The sequence below is a fragment of the Paraburkholderia sp. MM6662-R1 genome (assembly GCF_050436245.1).
Classification (GTDB): Bacteria; Pseudomonadota; Gammaproteobacteria; order Burkholderiales; family Burkholderiaceae; genus Paraburkholderia; species Paraburkholderia tuberum.
On sequence record NZ_JBNDLV010000001.1, the window covers coordinates 1,712,076 to 1,729,279 of the forward strand.

A 17,204-nucleotide genomic window follows, 5' to 3' on the forward strand; every position below is an offset into this window, starting at 1 on the left:
CCGCGCGACCCACGCAAACAGACGATCGCCGTCAGGACTCGACGCGGCCGCAAACGGCGGGAAAGGCGGATCAGACACGATACAATCTGGCATCGGCGGTGCTTTCTCAGGAAGTCTGGCTGGGAACGTATTGTATTCGGGCCGTGATAATAAAACGGACCTGCGCCTGCTGGCGCGTCGTTCGTACACTTCGTAACAACTCAAACATATTCGCGCATGTGGAATTCGTGGTATCGATCCGACGTGCTCGACAACAGCACACGCCGGCCTGCTCGCGGGCCGTGCGATCAGGCCCCGGCCCGCGCACCGGCAAGTCCGCGCCTGAAGGCCGCGCAAGCGCGCGGCGAGCATCCACGTGAATGCCCCGAAACCTGCCGGTCTCGCCGCCATGTTCGCGCGTTACGCGCAGCGGCGTGCCGCGACGTGCTGGTCTGAAGAAAAGAACTGTTTGAGCGACTAGAGTCCCACCTATGAAAGTGCTGTTCGCCACCTACCCGATGGCTTTCCATACCCCCGGCGGCGGAGAAATCCAATTGCTTGCGTATCACAAGCATCTGCCCGCGCATGGCGTCGACGTTACGCTGTTCGATCCGTGGAAGCCGCGTTTTCTAGAACACGACGTGGTGCATTTCTTTTCGTGCGTCGGTGGCTCGGTGCACTTCTGCAACTTCGTCAAGCAACTCGGCTTGCCGCTCGTCGTGTCGTCGAGTCTGTGGGTGACGGAGGAAACCAGGCATCTCTATCCGATCGGCGAAATCCATCATCAGTTTTCTCTCGCGGACCGCGTGGTCGCGAACTCCGAGATCGAATGCGACACGCTCGCTCGCATCTTCGATCTGCCGCGCGAGAAGTTCGCGAGCGTGTTGAACGGCGTCGAACAGAGCTTTTACGAGCCGGTCGCGGCGGAGCCGTTCCGCCGCGAATCCGGCATCGAGGGCCGCTTCATCCTGAACGTCGGCAACATCGAGCCGCGCAAGAACCAGCTCGCGCTGATCCGGGCGATGAAGTCGTTCCCCGACCTGAAGCTTGTCCTGATCGGCCATCAGCGCGATCCCGAGTATGCGAAGGCATGCTTCGACGAGGGTGGCGCGCAGGTCGTCTACACCGGCACGCTGCCCCACGATTCGCCGCTGCTGCGCTCCGCCTACGCGGCCTGCGAAGCGTTCGTGCTGCCGAGCACGCTCGAAACGCCGGGGCTCGCCGCGCTCGAAGCGCATGCCGCCGGCGCCCGCATCGCGGTGACAAAGGTTGGCTCTACCCAAGAATATTTCGCGCAGCACGTTGCCTACCTGGATCCGTTCGACGTCGACAGCATCACCGGATCGATTCGCGCGGCGCTCGCGCAACCGCGCGGCGCTGCCGCTGCTCCGACGCGCGATCTGACCTGGCAGGCCGTCCTGTCGCCCTTGAAAGACCTCTACGATTCCCTGCTGACGAAATGACAAAACCCGTGACGAACCTCGTGAAGAACCTCATGAAGAACTTCGAACTTCGTCCCTTGAATAACGTCGAGGCGTCCTCGAATTCCGGATTCGCCTGGAACGCGACGAACGGCGATCCGCAGTTCGAGCTGACGGGATGGGAAGAGTTGTCGGGTCGCGCCGCGCATATTTCGTTCGAGCTCGCGAAAGAAGACATGCCGGCCTCGCCGTGCATGATCTATTTCGACGCGGGCGCGGGCATGTCGGAGCACGCGACGATCGGCCTCGTGGTCGACGCTGACGGCAAGGTGGATCAGGTCGTCGCGTTTCCGCCGCTCGTCGGTCCGTTGCGCCTCGATCCGATCGCGCGCGCGGGACTGTTTTCGATCACCGGCTTCAACGTCGAACTGGTGGCCGACGCCGACTGCCCGACGGAACTGCTCGAACGCGCGCGCCGGATGGCGTCGTGGGGCGGCGGCGCTCAGCCCGCGCCGGCGCCAACCGTGGGTCACACGTATCAGGAATGGATCGAGCGGCACGAGCCGCCCGCGTCGCATTACCCGGAACTGCGCGCGCGCTCGAAGGCGTGGGCGCTGCAACCGCTGATCAGCATCGTGATGCCGACCTACAACACGCCGGCCAGGTGGCTGCGCATGGCGATCGATTCGGTCGTCGACCAGGTCTACGAGAATTGGGAATTGTGCATCGCCGACGACTGCTCGACGAACCCCGAGGTCAAGCAGGTGCTCGACAGCTACGCCGCCAAAGATCCGCGCATCAAGGTCGCGTACCGCACGACGAACGGCCACATCAGCAGCTCCAGCAACACGGCGCTCGAGCTTGCCGTCGGCGAATTCGTCGGCCTGCTCGACCACGACGACGAATTGCATCCGCTCGCGCTCTACTGCGTCGCCGAGCTGATCAACGCGCATCCGGACGCGACGGTGATCTACAGCGACGAAGACAAGATCTCGATCGACGGGGTCCGCTCGGACCCGTACTTCAAATGCGACTTCAACTACGATCTGTTCCTGAGCCAGAACATGATCTCGCATTTCGGCGTCTACAAGACTTCGGTCATGAAGGAGGTCGGCGGCTTCAGAACCGGCTTCGAAGGCTCGCAGGACTACGACCTCGCGCTGCGCGTGATCGACCGCGCGGGTCATCACACGGTGTATCACGTGCCGCGCGCGCTGTACCACTGGCGCATGATCCCCGAGAGCACGGCGGCCGGCCATGAAGCCAAGCCGTACGCGCATATCGCGGCGATGCGCGCGCTCGACGAACACCTCGCGCGCAACGGCATCAACGCCCACACCGAGCACGCGCCGGGCACGGACGCCTTCAACAAGGTCGTGTACGACTTGCCCGAGGTGCTGCCGTCGGTGGAGATCATCATTCCGACGCGCGATTCCGCCGGACTCGTCGAGCAATGCGTGGAATCGGTGCGGCAGAAATCGAGCTATCCGAACTTGCGCATCACGATCATCGACAACGGCTCGCTCAAGCAGGAAACGCACGACCTGTTCGCGCGCCTGCAAGAGGACGAGCGCATCAAGGTCGTGCGCGACGATTCGCCGTTCAACTACTCGGCGCTGAACAACCGCGTCGCGCTCGCGAGCACGGCGGACTTCGTCTGTCTGATGAACAACGACATCGAAGTGATCAACGGCGACTGGCTCGAGGAAATGGTGTCGGTCGCGCTGCAGGCGAATGTCGGCGCGGTCGGCGCGAAACTGCTGTATCCGGACGACACGATCCAGCATGGCGGCGTGGTGCTCGGCGTCGGCGGTATCGCGAGCCATGCGCACAAGCATTTCCCCAATTCGCACCCCGGCTACTTCGCGCGCGCACGCCTGCGCAACGTGATGTGCGCGGTGACCGCCGCGTGCCTGCTGATTCGCCAGTCGATCTACAAGGAAGTCGGCGGCCTCGACGAACAGTTACACGTCGCTTACAACGACATCGATTTTTGCCTGCGTGTGCGGCAAGCGGGCTACCGCAATGTGTGGACGCCCTACGCGGAGCTTTATCATCACGAATCGGCAACCCGCGGCGCCGAAGACACACCGGAAAAAATCAGCCGCTTCAACCAGGAATCTGAGTTGGTCAGACAGCGCTGGGAGCATCTGTTGATGAACGATCCCTGCTATTCACCCAATCTGACACTGACTGCCGACGATTTTTCCTTTGCTTGGCCTTCAAGGATTGCAAATCTTGATTAATCTGGGACCCAAAAAAAACAAGACCGGATGGCTGGCGGAGTACCGCCATCCATCGCCGGGGGAACTGTTCTGCCTGCCGAGCGCGATCTACTTTCTGATGAAGTTCAGAGCCGATCTCGCGCGCTTCAATTCCAAAGTGCTGGATGACCGCGTCACGCTGTATTTCTGGTGGGAAATGTCGGCGCGCGAAACGTATCCGGACTTCAACTGGGTGCTGCGACAGGAAGACCTCGAATATTTGCGTCAGCTCGACAACGACACGCTGATCGAGCGGCATCCGGACGCCGTCACGTACTGGCTCGGCTCGACCAAACCGAGCGTGCTCGATGCGAAGCATCTGAGCGAGACGCTGCACGAGCCCGTCACCGTGCTCGAAGAAGCCGGCCTGCAATTGCCGAAGCTGATGACGACGGTCGTGCGCAATCGCGGCGATCTGTCTCAGGCATTCAACCTGAACACGCTGACCGGCTATCTTAACTGCCTCGACTGGTGGGAGCAGTACGGTCAGCTCACCTGCCCGCGCGTAACGTGGCGTCCGCCGATCGCGTGGCCCGGGCTGCTGGAACCGATCGACGCGGCCGACTCCAGCGCGATGCCGTTTCCGCGCTTCCTCGCGCTGATCACGACCGAGCGGCCCGATCTGCGCAGCGCGTTCAATCTGAACAGCTTCACTTCGCGGCTCAACGCGCTCAGCTGGTGGGAAGACCACGGCCAGCGCGAGTATCCGCGCATCAAGTGGTCGCAGCCGCCGATCGGCGGCTTCATGCTCGAGCCCGAAGCGCCTCCCGCGGACGGTGGCCCTTACGTGCCGCGCTTCCTGTGCGAGATCTACAAGGACCGGCCGGACCTGCAGGAGACCTTCACGCTGCAGTCCTTCCGCGGGCGGCTCAGCTGTCTGTCGTGGTGGATCGAACACGGCCAGCATCAGTACCACGCGATCAAATGGGTGCCGCCCACGCCCTCCGCCGTGATGTTCGAGCCCGAATTTGGCTCGCACGCCGACTGGCTACCGGTGCCGCGCTTCCTGCGGCTGCTGCACGGTGAGCGCCGGGACCTGCAGGAACTCTGCTCGCTCGACAGCTTCACCGGGCGCCTGAAGTGCCTGTCGTGGTGGATCGAGCACGGGCAGCACCAGTATCCGGCGATTCACTGGGGCATCCCGCCGTTGCCCGACACCCTGTTCAAGATGGAAGCGGGCGAGCAAGGCGCGCTGCCGCTGCTGCCGCGCTTTCTGCCGCTGATCTGGAACGAGCGGCCCGACCTGCAGGCGTCGTTCAACCTGAGCAGCTTCCGCGAGAGGCTCGCGTTCATTTCGTGGTGGGAAAAGCACGGGCACAGCGAGTACTACGCGATCGAATGGTCGCCGACGCATCTCGCCGAAGAACGCGAGGGCGAATGGGTGCCGCCCACCACACCCGCATTGATGTTCGAGCCCGAATGGGGCACGCACGCCGACTGGCTGCCGGTGCCGCGCTTCCTGCGGCTGTTGCATGACGAGCGCCAGGATCTGCAGGAGCTCTGCTCGCTCGACACCTTCACCGGGCGTCTGAAGTGCCTGTCGTGGTGGATCGAACACGGGCAGCACCAGTATCCGGCGCTTCACTGGGTCATCCCGCCGTTGCCCGACGGCCTGTTCGGCGCGCCAGCCGGCGAGCAAGGCGCGCTGCCGCTGCTGCCGCGCTTTCTGCTGCTGATCTGGAACGAGCGGTCCGACCTGCAGGCATCGTTCAACCTGAACAGCTTCAGCGAACGGCTCGGCTTCATCTCGTGGTGGGACAAGCACGGGCACGACGAGTACTACGCGATCAAATGGACGCCGACTCATCTGGCCGAAGAGCTCGCGAGAATCGACGACGAGCAGCCGGCGGACGACACCTTGCTGCCGCGCTTCCTGACGATGATCGCGAATGACCGCCCGGATCTGCGCGAAGTGTACGACCTGAACACCGCGGATGGCCGCGACCAGCTCGTGCGCTGGTGGAACGAATGGGCGTCGACCGAATATCCGCTGGTCGGCTCGCTGAAGGTGCGCTGGACCGACAGCGCCGACGACGAAGCCGATGACGACGCGCACGAGCCCGCGCGCTATCACGCGCGCGTCGAAGGCATCGGCTACGACTTCGGCGTCAACATCATCGGCTTCCCGCAAGGTGTGCTGGGCCTCGGCGAAGACGCGCGCATGGCCGCCCGCGTACTGCAACTGTCGTCGACACCGGTCACGCTGCTCAATGCGCCGATGGCGGGACCCGCGCGCCTCGAACACTCGGTCGATCATCTGATCAGCGACGAGCTCAAGTACAACATCAGCCTGATCTGCCTGCCGGCGCCCGAAATGGTGCGGCTCGCTCTGGAAGGCGGCCGCAGCCTGATCGACGCGCCCACGCACAAGATCGGCGCATGGCCATGGGAACTGCCCCACTGGCCGAACGCATTCGGCAACGTGCATCAGATGGTCGACGAAATCTGGGCGCAGAGCCGCTTCGTGCAGAGCGTCTACAGCCGGCTCGGCAACACGCCGGTCTACCAGATGCCGATGGCGGTCGAGGTCCCCGCGCCGCTCGAGCCGAAGCGCGAGCGCTTTGGCCTGCCGGCCAACGAGTTCCTGTTCTACCTGATGTTCGACGGCAACTCGTGGCTGAGCCGCAAGAATCCGGTCGCCGGCGTGCAGGCGTTCAAGCAGGCGTTCGGCGACAGCTCCCCGGGCGTCGGGCTCGTCATCAAGGCGATGAACGTGCGCGACGACGACCCGGTGTGGCGCGCCGTGCTCGACCTTGTCGCGGGCGATAGCCGCGTTCACATCGTGTCCGAGCGCCTGAGCCGCCAGGACTCGACCGACTTCATGGCCTGCTGCGACGCCTATATTTCGCTGCACCGTAGCGAAGGCTTCGGCCGCGTGATCGCGGAGGCGATGGCGTTGGGGCAGCCGGTCGTGGTCACGAACTTCTCGGGCAACGTCGACTTTTGCGAACCCGACACCGCGTTCCTCGTGGATGGCGAACTCGTGCCGCTGCGCCCCGGCGACTACCTGTTCGCCGAAGGTCAGTACTGGTGCGATGCGGAGGTATCGATCGCGGCGGAACAGCTCAAACGCATGATCGACGATGCGCCACTGCGTGAGCGCATCGCACTGGCGGGGAAGGCGCGCATCGAGCGCGACTACTCAGTTGAGGCAGTCGCACGCGCGTATGCGCGACGGTTGAACGACATTGCGGAGGCGAAGACGATATGACGCTGCGGGTATGTGCTCCGGACATTTTCTCGGGCGATGCGGTGGGTAACCACTGCATCGGTTTCGTACGCATGGCTGAACGTCTCGGCATGAGGGCCGAGCTGTATGCAAGCGGTTTCGAGGAGGGAACGAATGGAGTGCGCCCGCTTGACGCATTTTTCGAAGAGGTCACTCGCGACGATGTGGTTCTGCTGAGTTACTCGATCTACGATCCGTACCTCGAGCGGACACTCGCGCTCGATTGCAGGAAGATCTGCTACATCCACGGCGTGACGGACCCGCAGTTGCTGCGCGCGCTCGAACCGCGCACCGCACAGTTGTGCGAGAAGGCACTCGCGCAACTGCCGCTGCTCGCGCACTTCGACACCGTCGTCGCGAATTCGCGCAGCACGGCGGCGAGCCTCGCCGGCATCGTCGCGGCGGACGCCATCAAGGTCGTGCCGCCGATCTTTCCCGACATGTACGTGTTCCGGCGCGAAGGACCGCGCAAGGGCCGCAAGCGCCCTGAGCCGAACCTGCTGATGGTGGGCCGCGTGGTGCCGCATAAACGCATCGAGGACGGCATCGAGATTCTGTCGCTGCTGAAGCAGCGTGATTTCGGCGCGACGCTGAGCATCGTCGGCAGCACGCCGAACTACGATTACCTGAAATTTCTGATCAATCACGCGCGGCGTCTCGGCGTGCTCGAGCAGGTCGACTTCAAGGGCATGCTCGACGACGCCGATCTGTTCGAGTGCTACGAATCCACCCACGCGTTGCTCGCGATGAGCCGCCACGAAGGCTTCTGCGTGCCGGTGCTCGAAGCGATGCATTACGGCAAGCCCGTATTCGTGCGTGGCGACACGGCCGCTCAGGAGATTTGCCCGCCCGACTGCGTGTTCGACGCCCATGCCGAACTCGCCGCCTGGATACCCGTGATCACGCAGCGCCTCGGCCAGACCCACGGCCGCTGTCCGATCGACACGGCCTTCGTCAAACATGCCGACGGTGTGCTGCAACGTGCCAGCGACGAGGTATGGCGCAACATCTTCATCGGCGCCGGGGTCGGCATGGCGGCCGCGTCGACGCATGCGCGCGCAGGTACGGCGGCCGTTTCGCTGAAAAGAGATCGATAGTCAGCGCCGCCGCTCACCAACGCATCCCGGCGCCCATCGGCGCGATCCAACCCGATCGCGCCGCCTCACTCGTTCGCTGGCGGCTTGCCGCTCCTGTCGAAGTCGATCGGTTGCCCCGTATGCGGGTGCGGTGTGAACGAGAAATGCGCGCGCACGTACTTCTGCGATAGCGTGCACAGCAAGTCCATCAACGCAATCTGTTCGGGCGGAAAGACCGGCGCGCGATCCGCCGCGTCGATCGGTTTTTGCATGTAGCGCACGATGTCTTTTTCGAAATCGCTGACGCAATAGTCCAGCACCTGATCGCCTTCGATCGGATAGGCCGCCACCTTCAGTTCGGGATGCAGCGACAGATACGTGCTGAACAGACGCTCGGCAACGAATGGCAGGAACGGTGCGTCGTCCGAGTGGATCGTGGGCTCCAGCACCCCGCGCGCGGCCTCGGTGCCGCTCTGCGTTTCGAGGAACGTGGCAATCGGCTCAAGCACCTTGCCGACGTAGCTTTCCCAGAACGACTGCGAACCGACCCAGAAATTGCAATAGCACAGCGTATGCGGCGACTGACGGGGCGCCTCACGCAGATTCCACGTGATGCCGCAGGCGTCGAGCAGTTGCTGGCTGCGCTCGACGAGTCCCGGATGCGCATGCTCGCCCTGCATCCACGCGGTGTACGAGAAATACGCGAGTTGCGGAAACGGATTGATCATCCAGACGTCGGCGTCGGCATTGGCCTGCACGAACTCCAGAAACCGGCTGCCGTCTATGCGCGCCTTCAGCGCGAACTTCGGCGAAAAAAGACCGGTAATCTGCTGCTGCCGATGCATGCCCTTGCGGTACATGTCGACGAGAATATAAAACTCGCGCCACGCGGCGTGCGCGTTATCGCGCAGTTCGAGCGGTTGAAAAGCCTGTTCGGACAGGACCTGTCCCGGCGCGTAAAGCGGCTCGAAGATCTTGATCGATGCACTCATGACAGCCCTGCGATCTGCAGATAATAGTTTCCGGTATGCACGTTGCGCCGGAACAGCGTGAGCGATGCATTCGGCACCAGCACGTTGGGAAAGCGGGACAACGGCACGTTCAGCAGGTATTGCGAGATCACCGAGATCGGTCCCGCGTGACACACGGCGGCGATCAGGCCAGGCTGCTCAGCGTGCCGCAGCACCTCCTCCTCGAGCCAGTTCACCGAACGCGCGGCCAGTTCGAGATGCGACTCGCCGCCCTCGTAACGGTCCGACAGATGTTTGCCCCAGTCGGGAAACGCCAGACGAAAATCTTCGGCCTTCCAGGTCGCGAACCGCCCCGCATTGGTTTCGCCGAGACGGGCGTCGACGGTCCAGTCGCTGTTGTCCTCGAACAGCACTTCAGTGGTCTGCAACGCGCGCCGCCACGGGCTCGAAAAAACGCGGTCGGGCGCGAAACCGTGACTTTCCATCAGCGTGCGTAGCTTCGCGGCCTGCTGCAGGCCATGCTCGGTCAACTCGTCCTGCTCGGTCGAGTTCAACAGGCCAGCCACGTTGGCGTGCGATTGGCCGTGTCGAATCAGAAGAAGATCCATAGGTGTTAGGTGCTTTAAGGCTTGGGGTCGGGCAAGGCCTTCAGGAACATCGACGAAATGCGTCGCACGCTGAAACGGTCGAACACGTCGGCGTAGGCATTGCGGCGGATCGACTGGCGAAGCTGCGGGTCGCCCAGCATGTCCTCCAGCGCTCGTGCCCAGCTCTCGGCCGTGTTCGACGCAATGTATCCCGTCACACGATGTTTGACGTTCTCGCGGTAGGTCGGGCAATCCGAATAGATGCTCGGGATGCCGAGGCTGCCGTAGTCCGCGTATTTGATCGGCGACTTGCACGAGTTGAAAAACAGCGTCTCCGGATCCTCTTCGGCGCCGAGCGGCACGATCGCGAACGTGTAGCCTTCGTCGCGAATGGTCTTCTTGTATTCGAGGTTGCCGCGGCTGCCGCGATGCGTCATGCGGGCAATCGTGTTGAGCTCCGGAAACGGATCGCCCCAGAAGTCGATCGACACGTTTTCGTGGCGCGCGAGAAAACTGCGCAAGGTGCCGAAAAACTCCTTGCGAAAGCTCACGAGCTTGATGCCGTCGAGATTGGAGAAGATGATCTTCGGCGGCTGGGTTTCAGTCCACAGTTCCGGCGACAGGTCGAACGCCTGATCGTCGAAACCGTTCGGGATGATCAGCACGTCGTCCGAGCGCCGCACTTTGCGCATGCGCTCCTGCAACAGCGAGTTCGACGCCGTGGCCGCGCTCGCCTCGCGAATCATCGCGAGCACGTTGTAGAGCACGTCCTCGTTCATTTCGAGCACGCTCCACGACGGCAGATCGAGCAGCCAGTCGTCGAGATCGTAAATCGTATGAAGACCGAGTTCGTTGGCCATCCGCATGATCTTCAGCGACAGATTCGACACGTGCTTGTTGAACAGCACGACGTCGAAGCGATGCAGATGGCTGACGCCAACGTCCGCCTCCGAGATCTGCTCCCATTCGATCAACCGATGGCGCTGCATGTACGAAAGCAAAGGCGCGAAGCGCGCGCCGATGGTGCGCGAATTCATTCGCCCATCGGTCATGGAGCGCCGCTGAACGACGAGCAGTCGGGGAATCTTAGTAATTTGTGAGGCCGGCATCGATCAGGTGTCTGATTAGGTCTGCTGCTACCGTGCCCGACGAGTGCCGTGCATAGACGCGTTCGTAGTTACTTTCAATCTTTTCGTCCCTGTCCGGGTCGGTCAGGGCAGCCTGAATGGCGGGAACGATGTCCGGCGCGCGGGTGGAAGCCGCGTACCAGACATTGTCGTCGAAGTGCTCGCGCTGCCAATCCCCATCAACCATGACGAGCGGCTGCTTCACGAACGCGCCTTCGAGGCACGAGCGCCCGGGCGGATCGAGGCTCGGCTCCGCCACTACCATCGCGCTGGCGAGCGCGGAGCGCAACAGCGCGCTGCAGGGCTGGATGAACGGCAGGAAATGAATGCCGCGACGCGCTTCGCGAACGCACTGCCGGTAATACTCCTCGTCCCTGAAACCGCCGACCATCAGGCCGTTCATGTCGAGCTGGTTCAGTGCGCGGATCAGTTCGAGCTGATTCTTGATCGGCTCGATCAAGCCGAGACACAGCACGTAGTCCGAGACGTCGCAGACCGTGGGGAGCAAATCCTTGTCGGCCGGCAGCAGGAACCGGTCGGATATGCCGGAGCCCACCACCACGCATTTACCTGGATCGACCGTGATGTACCTGTTGAAGTGCGCGAGTTCGGCGGAGGACTTAAACAGTAGCCGCTCGGCACGCTGCACGAACGCCTCGATGCGGCTGATTTCCGCCGGGTCGGGCGCGCTCAACCACCAGACGTTCGGCCACAGGAACAGCTTCTTGCCCTGACTCACCGTTTCGCGAACGATCGCTTCTCCGTCCGCATGGACGGAGAAGTGCATCACCGCGTCGTAAAAGCGTAGCGGCCGGCTGCGAATGCCGTAAATGTCGGCCTGTACGTCCGAATCGTTGAGAAGTTCGGCGACCTGCACGAGTTCCGACTCACCACCACCGCTCGTCATGAACGCGGTACTGTGAGTGGTCAGGAGAATTTTAAAATGCATATTGCGGGCTCCGTCCCGAATCGTGGGCGCTGGCGCCGTCCGCCGGACGGTGCGGAATTCACGTGTTCGCGCGACCTGTGAAACAGGCGCGGACTATTATCGGCAGGGGCTCGATTTTACGCCAAATCGTAACGCAGACGATCGCCCGCGAGCGACGCGCAGAGCACCCTGTTGCATGCTTTCGTCGGCTTACGTGGCTTACGAAACGATGACCGCCCCGCCCTCTTCTGGCGCGCACTCGCGACTCACTCGCGGTATCCACGGAAAACGGACGGCACATGACCCTTGGCATCGCGGCTGTGCCGATTGCTATGACGAATAATTTGTAAGTAACGGTAAATGCGGGCTCATGTCGGAACATCAGGAAATGTTGGACGTGCAGAATACTGGGGGTACGATAGACTGGCCGGCCGGGAGGGCCGGCTCGCCAGCCAGTCGGCATATCGGTATGAATTCGCTGTTCTGTCATGGCTTTTCGCAAATTCTTTCAAGCGGAGCAACAAGATGTCGGCATCGCCCGAGCTTCTCGATTCACTTGCCGCGCAGCATCCCGAGATTGCAGAACTGATCGCTGAACGGGACAAGTATCGCGACGCGCTTCAGGTCAATATTCCGCACTTTTCGAATCTCGGCGACGTGCCTCCAGGCCACTACTATTCGCCGATCCCGTCGATCCCCGACATCAAACAGAATGAAGCACGGCTGTTCGGTAACGTCTCGCGCACGCTGCCCGGCATCGAGTTCAACGAAGAGGCGCAGGTGCGGCTCGTCGGCGAGTTCGCCGACAAGTACTACGGCGAAATGCCGTTCGAGCCGCACAAGAAAGACGGCCTGCGCTTCTACTTCGAGAACGTGATGTTCTCGTATGGCGACGCGACGTCGCTGTACTGCATGATTCGCCACCTGCGGCCGCGCCGCATCGTCGAGATCGGCTCGGGTTTTTCGTCCGCCGTTTCGCTCGATACCAACGACCTGTTCTTCGACGGCCAGATCCAGTGCACCTTCGTCGAACCGAACAATGAACGCTTGCTGTCGTTGCTGACCGAGAAAGACAAGGTCACCTCGAAGATCGTCAAGTCGCTCGCGCAGGACGTCGACCTGTCCGTATTCGCGGAGCTCGAAGCGAACGACATACTGTTCGTCGATTCGTCGCACGTGAGCAAGATCGGCAGCGACGTGAACCGCATCGTCTTCGAGATACTGCCGATCCTCGCGCCCGGCGTGCACATACACTTTCACGACGTGTTCCTGCCGCTCGAATACCCGCCGCGGTGGATCTACGAAGGCCGCGCGTGGAACGAAGCCTATCTGCTGCGCGCCTTCCTCCAGTACAACAGCGCGTTCGAAGTTGTCCTGATGAATACGTTCATGGGACACTTCCATGCGGACCTGATGAACGCGCGGATGCCGCTCTTCATGCGCAATCCCGGCGCGAGCTTCTGGATTCGAAAGACACGTTAGGCGCCGCGGCGCAAACGTCTCACATTTTGCGGAGATTGATAGATGACTTCGACGAACGCGCTCGAGCATCGCAACGAAGGCGCGTCCATGCGAGCCGGCTTGCAAGACGGGGTGCGCGCCATGAAGGTCGGCCGCATCCCGGTACCTGAGTTGCTACCCGGCACCGTGATCGTCAAGGTGGCGAGCGTCGGTATCTGCGGCAGCGATCTGCACGCTTACCGGAACGTCGACGTTCATCAAAGCTTTCCGAACGGCCACGAACTGAGCGGCACCGCGGTCGAGATCGGCGAGGGCGTGACGAGCGTGCGCGTCGGCCAGCGCGTGACGATCGACATGGTGATGGGCACCGCGTGCGGCAAATGCGAGTACTGCAAGCTCGGCGCGCCGATTCACTGTCGCGCGCGCGAATTTCCGTTCGGCGGCGGCTTTGCCGAATACGTGCGCACCAAGGAATCGGGCGTGTTCCCGCTGCCCGATGCCGTCGACGATCAGCTCGGCGCCATCGTCGAGCCGGTGGCGGTCGGCATCCACGGGTGCCGCAAGATGCCGATTGCGCGCGGCTCGGTCGGCGTCGTGATCGGCGCGGGCACGATCGGCCTCGCGGCACTCGCCGCGGCGCTGGACGCTGGCAGTGAAAATGTCTACGTGGTCGCAAGACACGCGGCTCAGGCGCGCGCGGCGCTGGCGATGGGCGCCACCGCGATCCTGCCGGTTGATCGCGCCGAAGCGCTCGCCATGGTCGAACAGGCAACCGGCGGATTGGGCGCGCACTACGCGATCGAAGCGGTCGGCGGAACGGCCGACACGTTCGACTTCGCCTGTCAGTTCGTGCGCCCGCTCGGCCACGTGTGCGTGCTCGGTGCCTTCGATCACGGCTTCAGGAACATCGAAATCATCAAACCGCACATCAAGGAACTGACGATTCATCTGCCGAACTGCTACGGCTATATCGACGGTCAGCACGACTTCGCGCTCGCGATCGATCTGCTGGCGCGCAAGGGCGATACGTTGCGCGCCATGATCACGCACGACCTGAGCCTCGACGACGTCGACGAGGCCTTTCGGCTGGCCAGCGACAAAAGTTCGGACTCCATCAAGGTGCAGATGCATACCTGAAGATGTAAGCGGTCTCGCGCAATGCAGTGAACATCGGTCATAACTGGAAGCTGTGCCGTCCAATACGAGGAGGCAACATGGCGAAGGAAGACAATGCTCTCAGCATCGATGAAATTCGCGATAAGCGGCGTTGCCGTCTGCTGAAAGGACTGAACGTCAAGGAAAGCGTGGGCGTCGAGATAGGCCCGCTGTGCTGGCCTCTCGTGCGACGCAGCGACGCCGGTGAAATCATCTACGTCGACCATACTGACACGCCGCACCTGCGTCAGAAGTACAAGGACGATCCTCATCTCGACATTAATGAAATCGTCGATGTCGACGCGGTGTGGGGGCGCAACACGTTGCATGAAGCGATCAAGGGCCGCTATGTCGACTACGTGGTGGCCTCTCACGTCGTCGAGCATGTTCCCGATCTCGTGACGTGGCTCGGAGAACTTGGCGCGGTCCTCAAACCGACCGGCGAAGTGCGTCTCGTCGTTCCCGACCGACGCTACACCTTCGATTATTTCCGTCGCGAAAGCCGGTTGCCCGAAGTACTGGCCAGCTATATCGCGCGTGCGCGGGTACCGCAGCCCTACTCGCTGCTCGATCACTGCCTGTCCGCCGCCGATGTGTCGACACAGGAAGCGTGGCAAAAGCGGATCGACCCGCAGTCAGTCAGACGGCATCACACATGGCAAGGCGCGCTGCATCTCGCGCGCGACGCATTCGAAAACGGCACGTATCACGACGTTCACTGCTGGGTGTTCACGCCGCGCTCGTTTGCGAAACTGATTGCCGATCTTTGCGAAATGAAGCTGATCGATTTCGCGTGTGAAGACTTCTGCGACACGATGCGCAACGACATTGAGTTTTCCGTCGTGATGAGGCGCTCGCGCGATTCGCAATATATTGCCGAGAGCTGGCGGCGTATGGAGCGGCAGGCCAGCGACATAACGCCGGCCGTGCCGTTCTGGCGCACGCACCGCAAACTCCGGGAGCTATGCTCGGGACAGGACGCCGGTAAGAGCCCGCAGCGCGTATGCGGACAGCGTAGCGAACTGGACTCCGACACAGCGATCAAATTGCCGCCGGGTTTCAATGAGCAGGAATATCTCGCCGCCAATACAGACGTGGCGGCGGCGGGCGTGAACGCGGGTCAGCATTACCTTCAATATGGGTGGCGGGAGGGGCGGGCCTTGCGGCCGGCCCCCGAGGCTCAGGCTGCCCCTGCTCCGGTCGCCATTGAAGCGAGGTAACGATCGAGACGGGGAAACGCTCGATGACCTAATGGCCGGGCGCGCTAGCAGGAATCTGTACCGCCCAGTTCGGCGCGACCTTTAGCGTATGCCCCTTGTCGTTCGCCGTAACGTTCCACATTGCGATGAGCGCCGGAAGCAGTATCCATTGAATATTCGTCACGTTCAGCAGCGTCTCGCCCGTCTGCGGGACCAGCAGAGGTTTTTGGACAAAAAGATGAGCAGAAGCCCACAGCCGACTCGAACATCGAGTCGGCTGTTATTGCCTCAAGCCGGCAGGCATGAATTCGCAACGAGTGTTGCAGGGCTCATCAGGTCCGCGGCCCTTTCGCGCATGTTTGAATCTGCTGCTGCGTTCCCGCGGCGTCACTGCGCCGTAGCAGGCGGTAACCAGCGAAATTGAATGTGTCCACAGGAGCATAGGCCTGGCTCGCGAGCAGGCAATTCGCGCTTGCCTCGAAAGTCCAGAGCGGCTCATGCACGAGAATGTAATCCGGGCTGTACTTCGTGAGCCACGAGTAAAGATCCTTGCGAGCAATGTAGTCCGCGTTATAGCGATTGGTCAGACCGAGAATGTCGATGATGTACCGGTCGGAGTACCAGCCCACGGTTCCGATCTCGACGCTTGCAACAACCGCCTTGGCGGGTGTGTTGGTTTTTATCCATTCACCAATATTCTTGTATGCGTCCATCGAGCCGCGCTGCACGTTCGAGATACCAAAGCTGTGATAAACGAAGCCGCTCGTGACGAGAAAAAACGCAAGGAACAGCGAGAGGAAAACAGAGCTCTCCCGGGACCGCTCGTACGTGAAGCTGAGCACTCTCCACGCGCCGACACCAACGAACAACAAGCCGAAGAAGAAGAATGGTGCGTAGTACCAGTGGTAATTCGGAATATGCAGAAACACATAAAACGAAGCCAGCAGCACGAGATAGAGAATGACGAGCCACGCGATCCTCTTGCCGAGACTCGACAGCACACCGACGAGACCGATCGGCAGCATGAACGCGAGCAGCCGGAAGTCACCCCCGAAGAAAGCGTCCTTCATGTACTGCACGTGGAGAAAAATCAGTCCCTCGCCCCAGTACCCCGACTTGCCCTGTCCGAGCTTCGCATTGCCGGTGGCCGGAAGAAACGCGCCGTAGTAGTAGTAGTTAAATATGAAATTGGCCGCGAGCAGAATGACCGGCGCGACCAAATACTTAACATGAGGCAGTTTTCTGTTCCTGATGAAGTAATCGACGACCACGACGAGGCCAAGGAACACACCTTCACTGCGCGTGATGAACAGCAGGCCCAGCACCACACCCAGACCGAAAAATTGCTCCCTGCGATAGAGTACCAACGCGAGCGCGGAGAGGAACAGAAACAGCGAAGTCTCCATCCCAAAGGTGTCGTAAAAATAATTGAAGGAAACAACGATCAGCGCGCACAGCGTCTGTTCGTATTTTCCGCTCGCCAGCAGATGCGCTCCGGTGATCGCGGCCGCGCACAGGAACACGAACGACAAAAAGATCGTCGTATATTGCAAATTACCGGCCACGACGTTCGCCACGATCAGCAAGTAGGAATACAACGGCGACGTCAGCCCGTTGAAGCGATCGCCCGCGTTGTAGGTGAGCCCTTGCCCGTCAAACAAATTGCGTAAATATCGCAGATAGATCAGCGAATCATCGAGCTGAAAGTTGCGCGTTTGCCACGCGAGATAACCACCCACGGCAATGGTGACCACCAGTAGAAGCGCGTTCTCCGAAAGGTACTGTCTAAATCGTTGCATGTTCATTG

The 17,204-nt window shown here is 61.5% G+C and carries 12 protein-coding genes; 7 read left to right on the forward strand and 5 right to left on the reverse strand.

Going from position 1 to position 17,204, the window contains the following annotated elements; all coding sequences use genetic code 11:
* Positions 1 to 470: 470 nt before the first annotated feature.
* Genes OKW39_RS08110 through OKW39_RS08125 form a run of 4 tightly spaced genes read left to right on the forward strand, consistent with a single transcriptional unit; the run spans position 471 to position 7,990 of the window.
* Positions 471 to 1,442 (forward strand): glycosyltransferase, encoded by a 972-nt coding sequence (locus tag OKW39_RS08110; protein ID WP_090803327.1) that lies wholly within the window; start codon positions 471 to 473, stop codon positions 1,440 to 1,442.
* The gene (locus tag OKW39_RS08115) at positions 1,439 to 3,646 is read left to right on the forward strand and encodes a glycosyltransferase family 2 protein (protein ID WP_429562394.1); all 2,208 of its coding nucleotides are present in this window, start codon (positions 1,439 to 1,441) and stop codon (positions 3,644 to 3,646) included. The genes OKW39_RS08110 and OKW39_RS08115 overlap by 4 nt, the downstream gene beginning before the upstream one ends.
* The gene (locus OKW39_RS08120) at positions 3,639 to 6,875 is read left to right on the forward strand and encodes a glycosyltransferase family 4 protein (RefSeq protein ID WP_429562395.1); all 3,237 of its coding nucleotides are present in this window, start codon (positions 3,639 to 3,641) and stop codon (positions 6,873 to 6,875) included. Before OKW39_RS08115 ends, OKW39_RS08120 begins: the two co-directional genes overlap by 8 nt.
* The gene (locus OKW39_RS08125) at positions 6,872 to 7,990 is read left to right on the forward strand and encodes a glycosyltransferase (protein WP_429362219.1); all 1,119 of its coding nucleotides are present in this window, start codon (positions 6,872 to 6,874) and stop codon (positions 7,988 to 7,990) included. The genes OKW39_RS08120 and OKW39_RS08125 overlap by 4 nt, the downstream gene beginning before the upstream one ends.
* A 65-nt stretch (positions 7,991 to 8,055) precedes the next feature.
* Here OKW39_RS08125 and OKW39_RS08130 read toward each other — a convergent pair whose 3' ends face one another.
* Genes OKW39_RS08130 through OKW39_RS08145 form a run of 4 tightly spaced genes read right to left on the reverse strand, consistent with a single transcriptional unit; the run spans position 8,056 to position 11,603 of the window.
* Complete coding sequence (locus OKW39_RS08130; RefSeq protein ID WP_429562396.1) at positions 8,056 to 8,961, reverse strand: hypothetical protein; 906 nt, start codon at positions 8,959 to 8,961, stop codon at positions 8,056 to 8,058.
* Positions 8,958 to 9,548, reverse strand: coding sequence for a histidine phosphatase family protein (locus tag OKW39_RS08135; RefSeq protein WP_090803319.1), 591 nt, complete (start codon positions 9,546 to 9,548; stop codon positions 8,958 to 8,960). The genes OKW39_RS08130 and OKW39_RS08135 overlap by 4 nt, the downstream gene beginning before the upstream one ends.
* A gap of 14 nt (positions 9,549 to 9,562) precedes the next feature.
* Entirely contained in the window at positions 9,563 to 10,564 is a 1,002-nt protein-coding gene (locus OKW39_RS08140; protein WP_429562397.1) for a glycosyltransferase, read from the reverse strand.
* Between the two features lie 49 nt (positions 10,565 to 10,613).
* Positions 10,614 to 11,603 carry a glycosyltransferase family 4 protein gene (locus tag OKW39_RS08145; RefSeq protein WP_090803315.1) on the reverse strand — a complete coding sequence of 330 codons (990 nt, stop codon included), beginning with the start codon at positions 11,601 to 11,603 and terminating at the stop codon, positions 10,614 to 10,616.
* Positions 11,604 to 12,107: 504 nt separating this feature from the next.
* Here OKW39_RS08145 and OKW39_RS08150 point away from each other — a divergent pair.
* The 3 genes from OKW39_RS08150 to OKW39_RS08160 all read left to right on the forward strand — a co-directional run bounded on the left by OKW39_RS08150 (position 12,108) and on the right by OKW39_RS08160 (position 15,418).
* The gene (locus OKW39_RS08150) at positions 12,108 to 13,064 is read left to right on the forward strand and encodes a class I SAM-dependent methyltransferase (protein WP_429562398.1); all 957 of its coding nucleotides are present in this window, start codon (positions 12,108 to 12,110) and stop codon (positions 13,062 to 13,064) included.
* 42 nt (positions 13,065 to 13,106) lie between these two features.
* A complete protein-coding gene (locus OKW39_RS08155) occupies positions 13,107 to 14,180 on the forward strand; it encodes a zinc-dependent alcohol dehydrogenase (RefSeq protein WP_429562399.1) in 1,074 nt (357 codons plus the stop codon).
* Positions 14,181 to 14,257: 77 nt separating this feature from the next.
* Positions 14,258 to 15,418: a methyltransferase type 12 gene (locus tag OKW39_RS08160; RefSeq protein WP_429562400.1), complete on the forward strand. Its 1,161-nt coding sequence runs from the start codon at positions 14,258 to 14,260 to the stop codon at positions 15,416 to 15,418.
* A 311-nt stretch (positions 15,419 to 15,729) separates the two neighbouring features.
* Here OKW39_RS08160 and OKW39_RS08165 read toward each other — a convergent pair whose 3' ends face one another.
* Complete coding sequence (locus OKW39_RS08165; RefSeq protein ID WP_429562401.1) at positions 15,730 to 17,196, reverse strand: hypothetical protein; 1,467 nt, start codon at positions 17,194 to 17,196, stop codon at positions 15,730 to 15,732.
* Positions 17,197 to 17,204 lie beyond the last annotated feature (8 nt).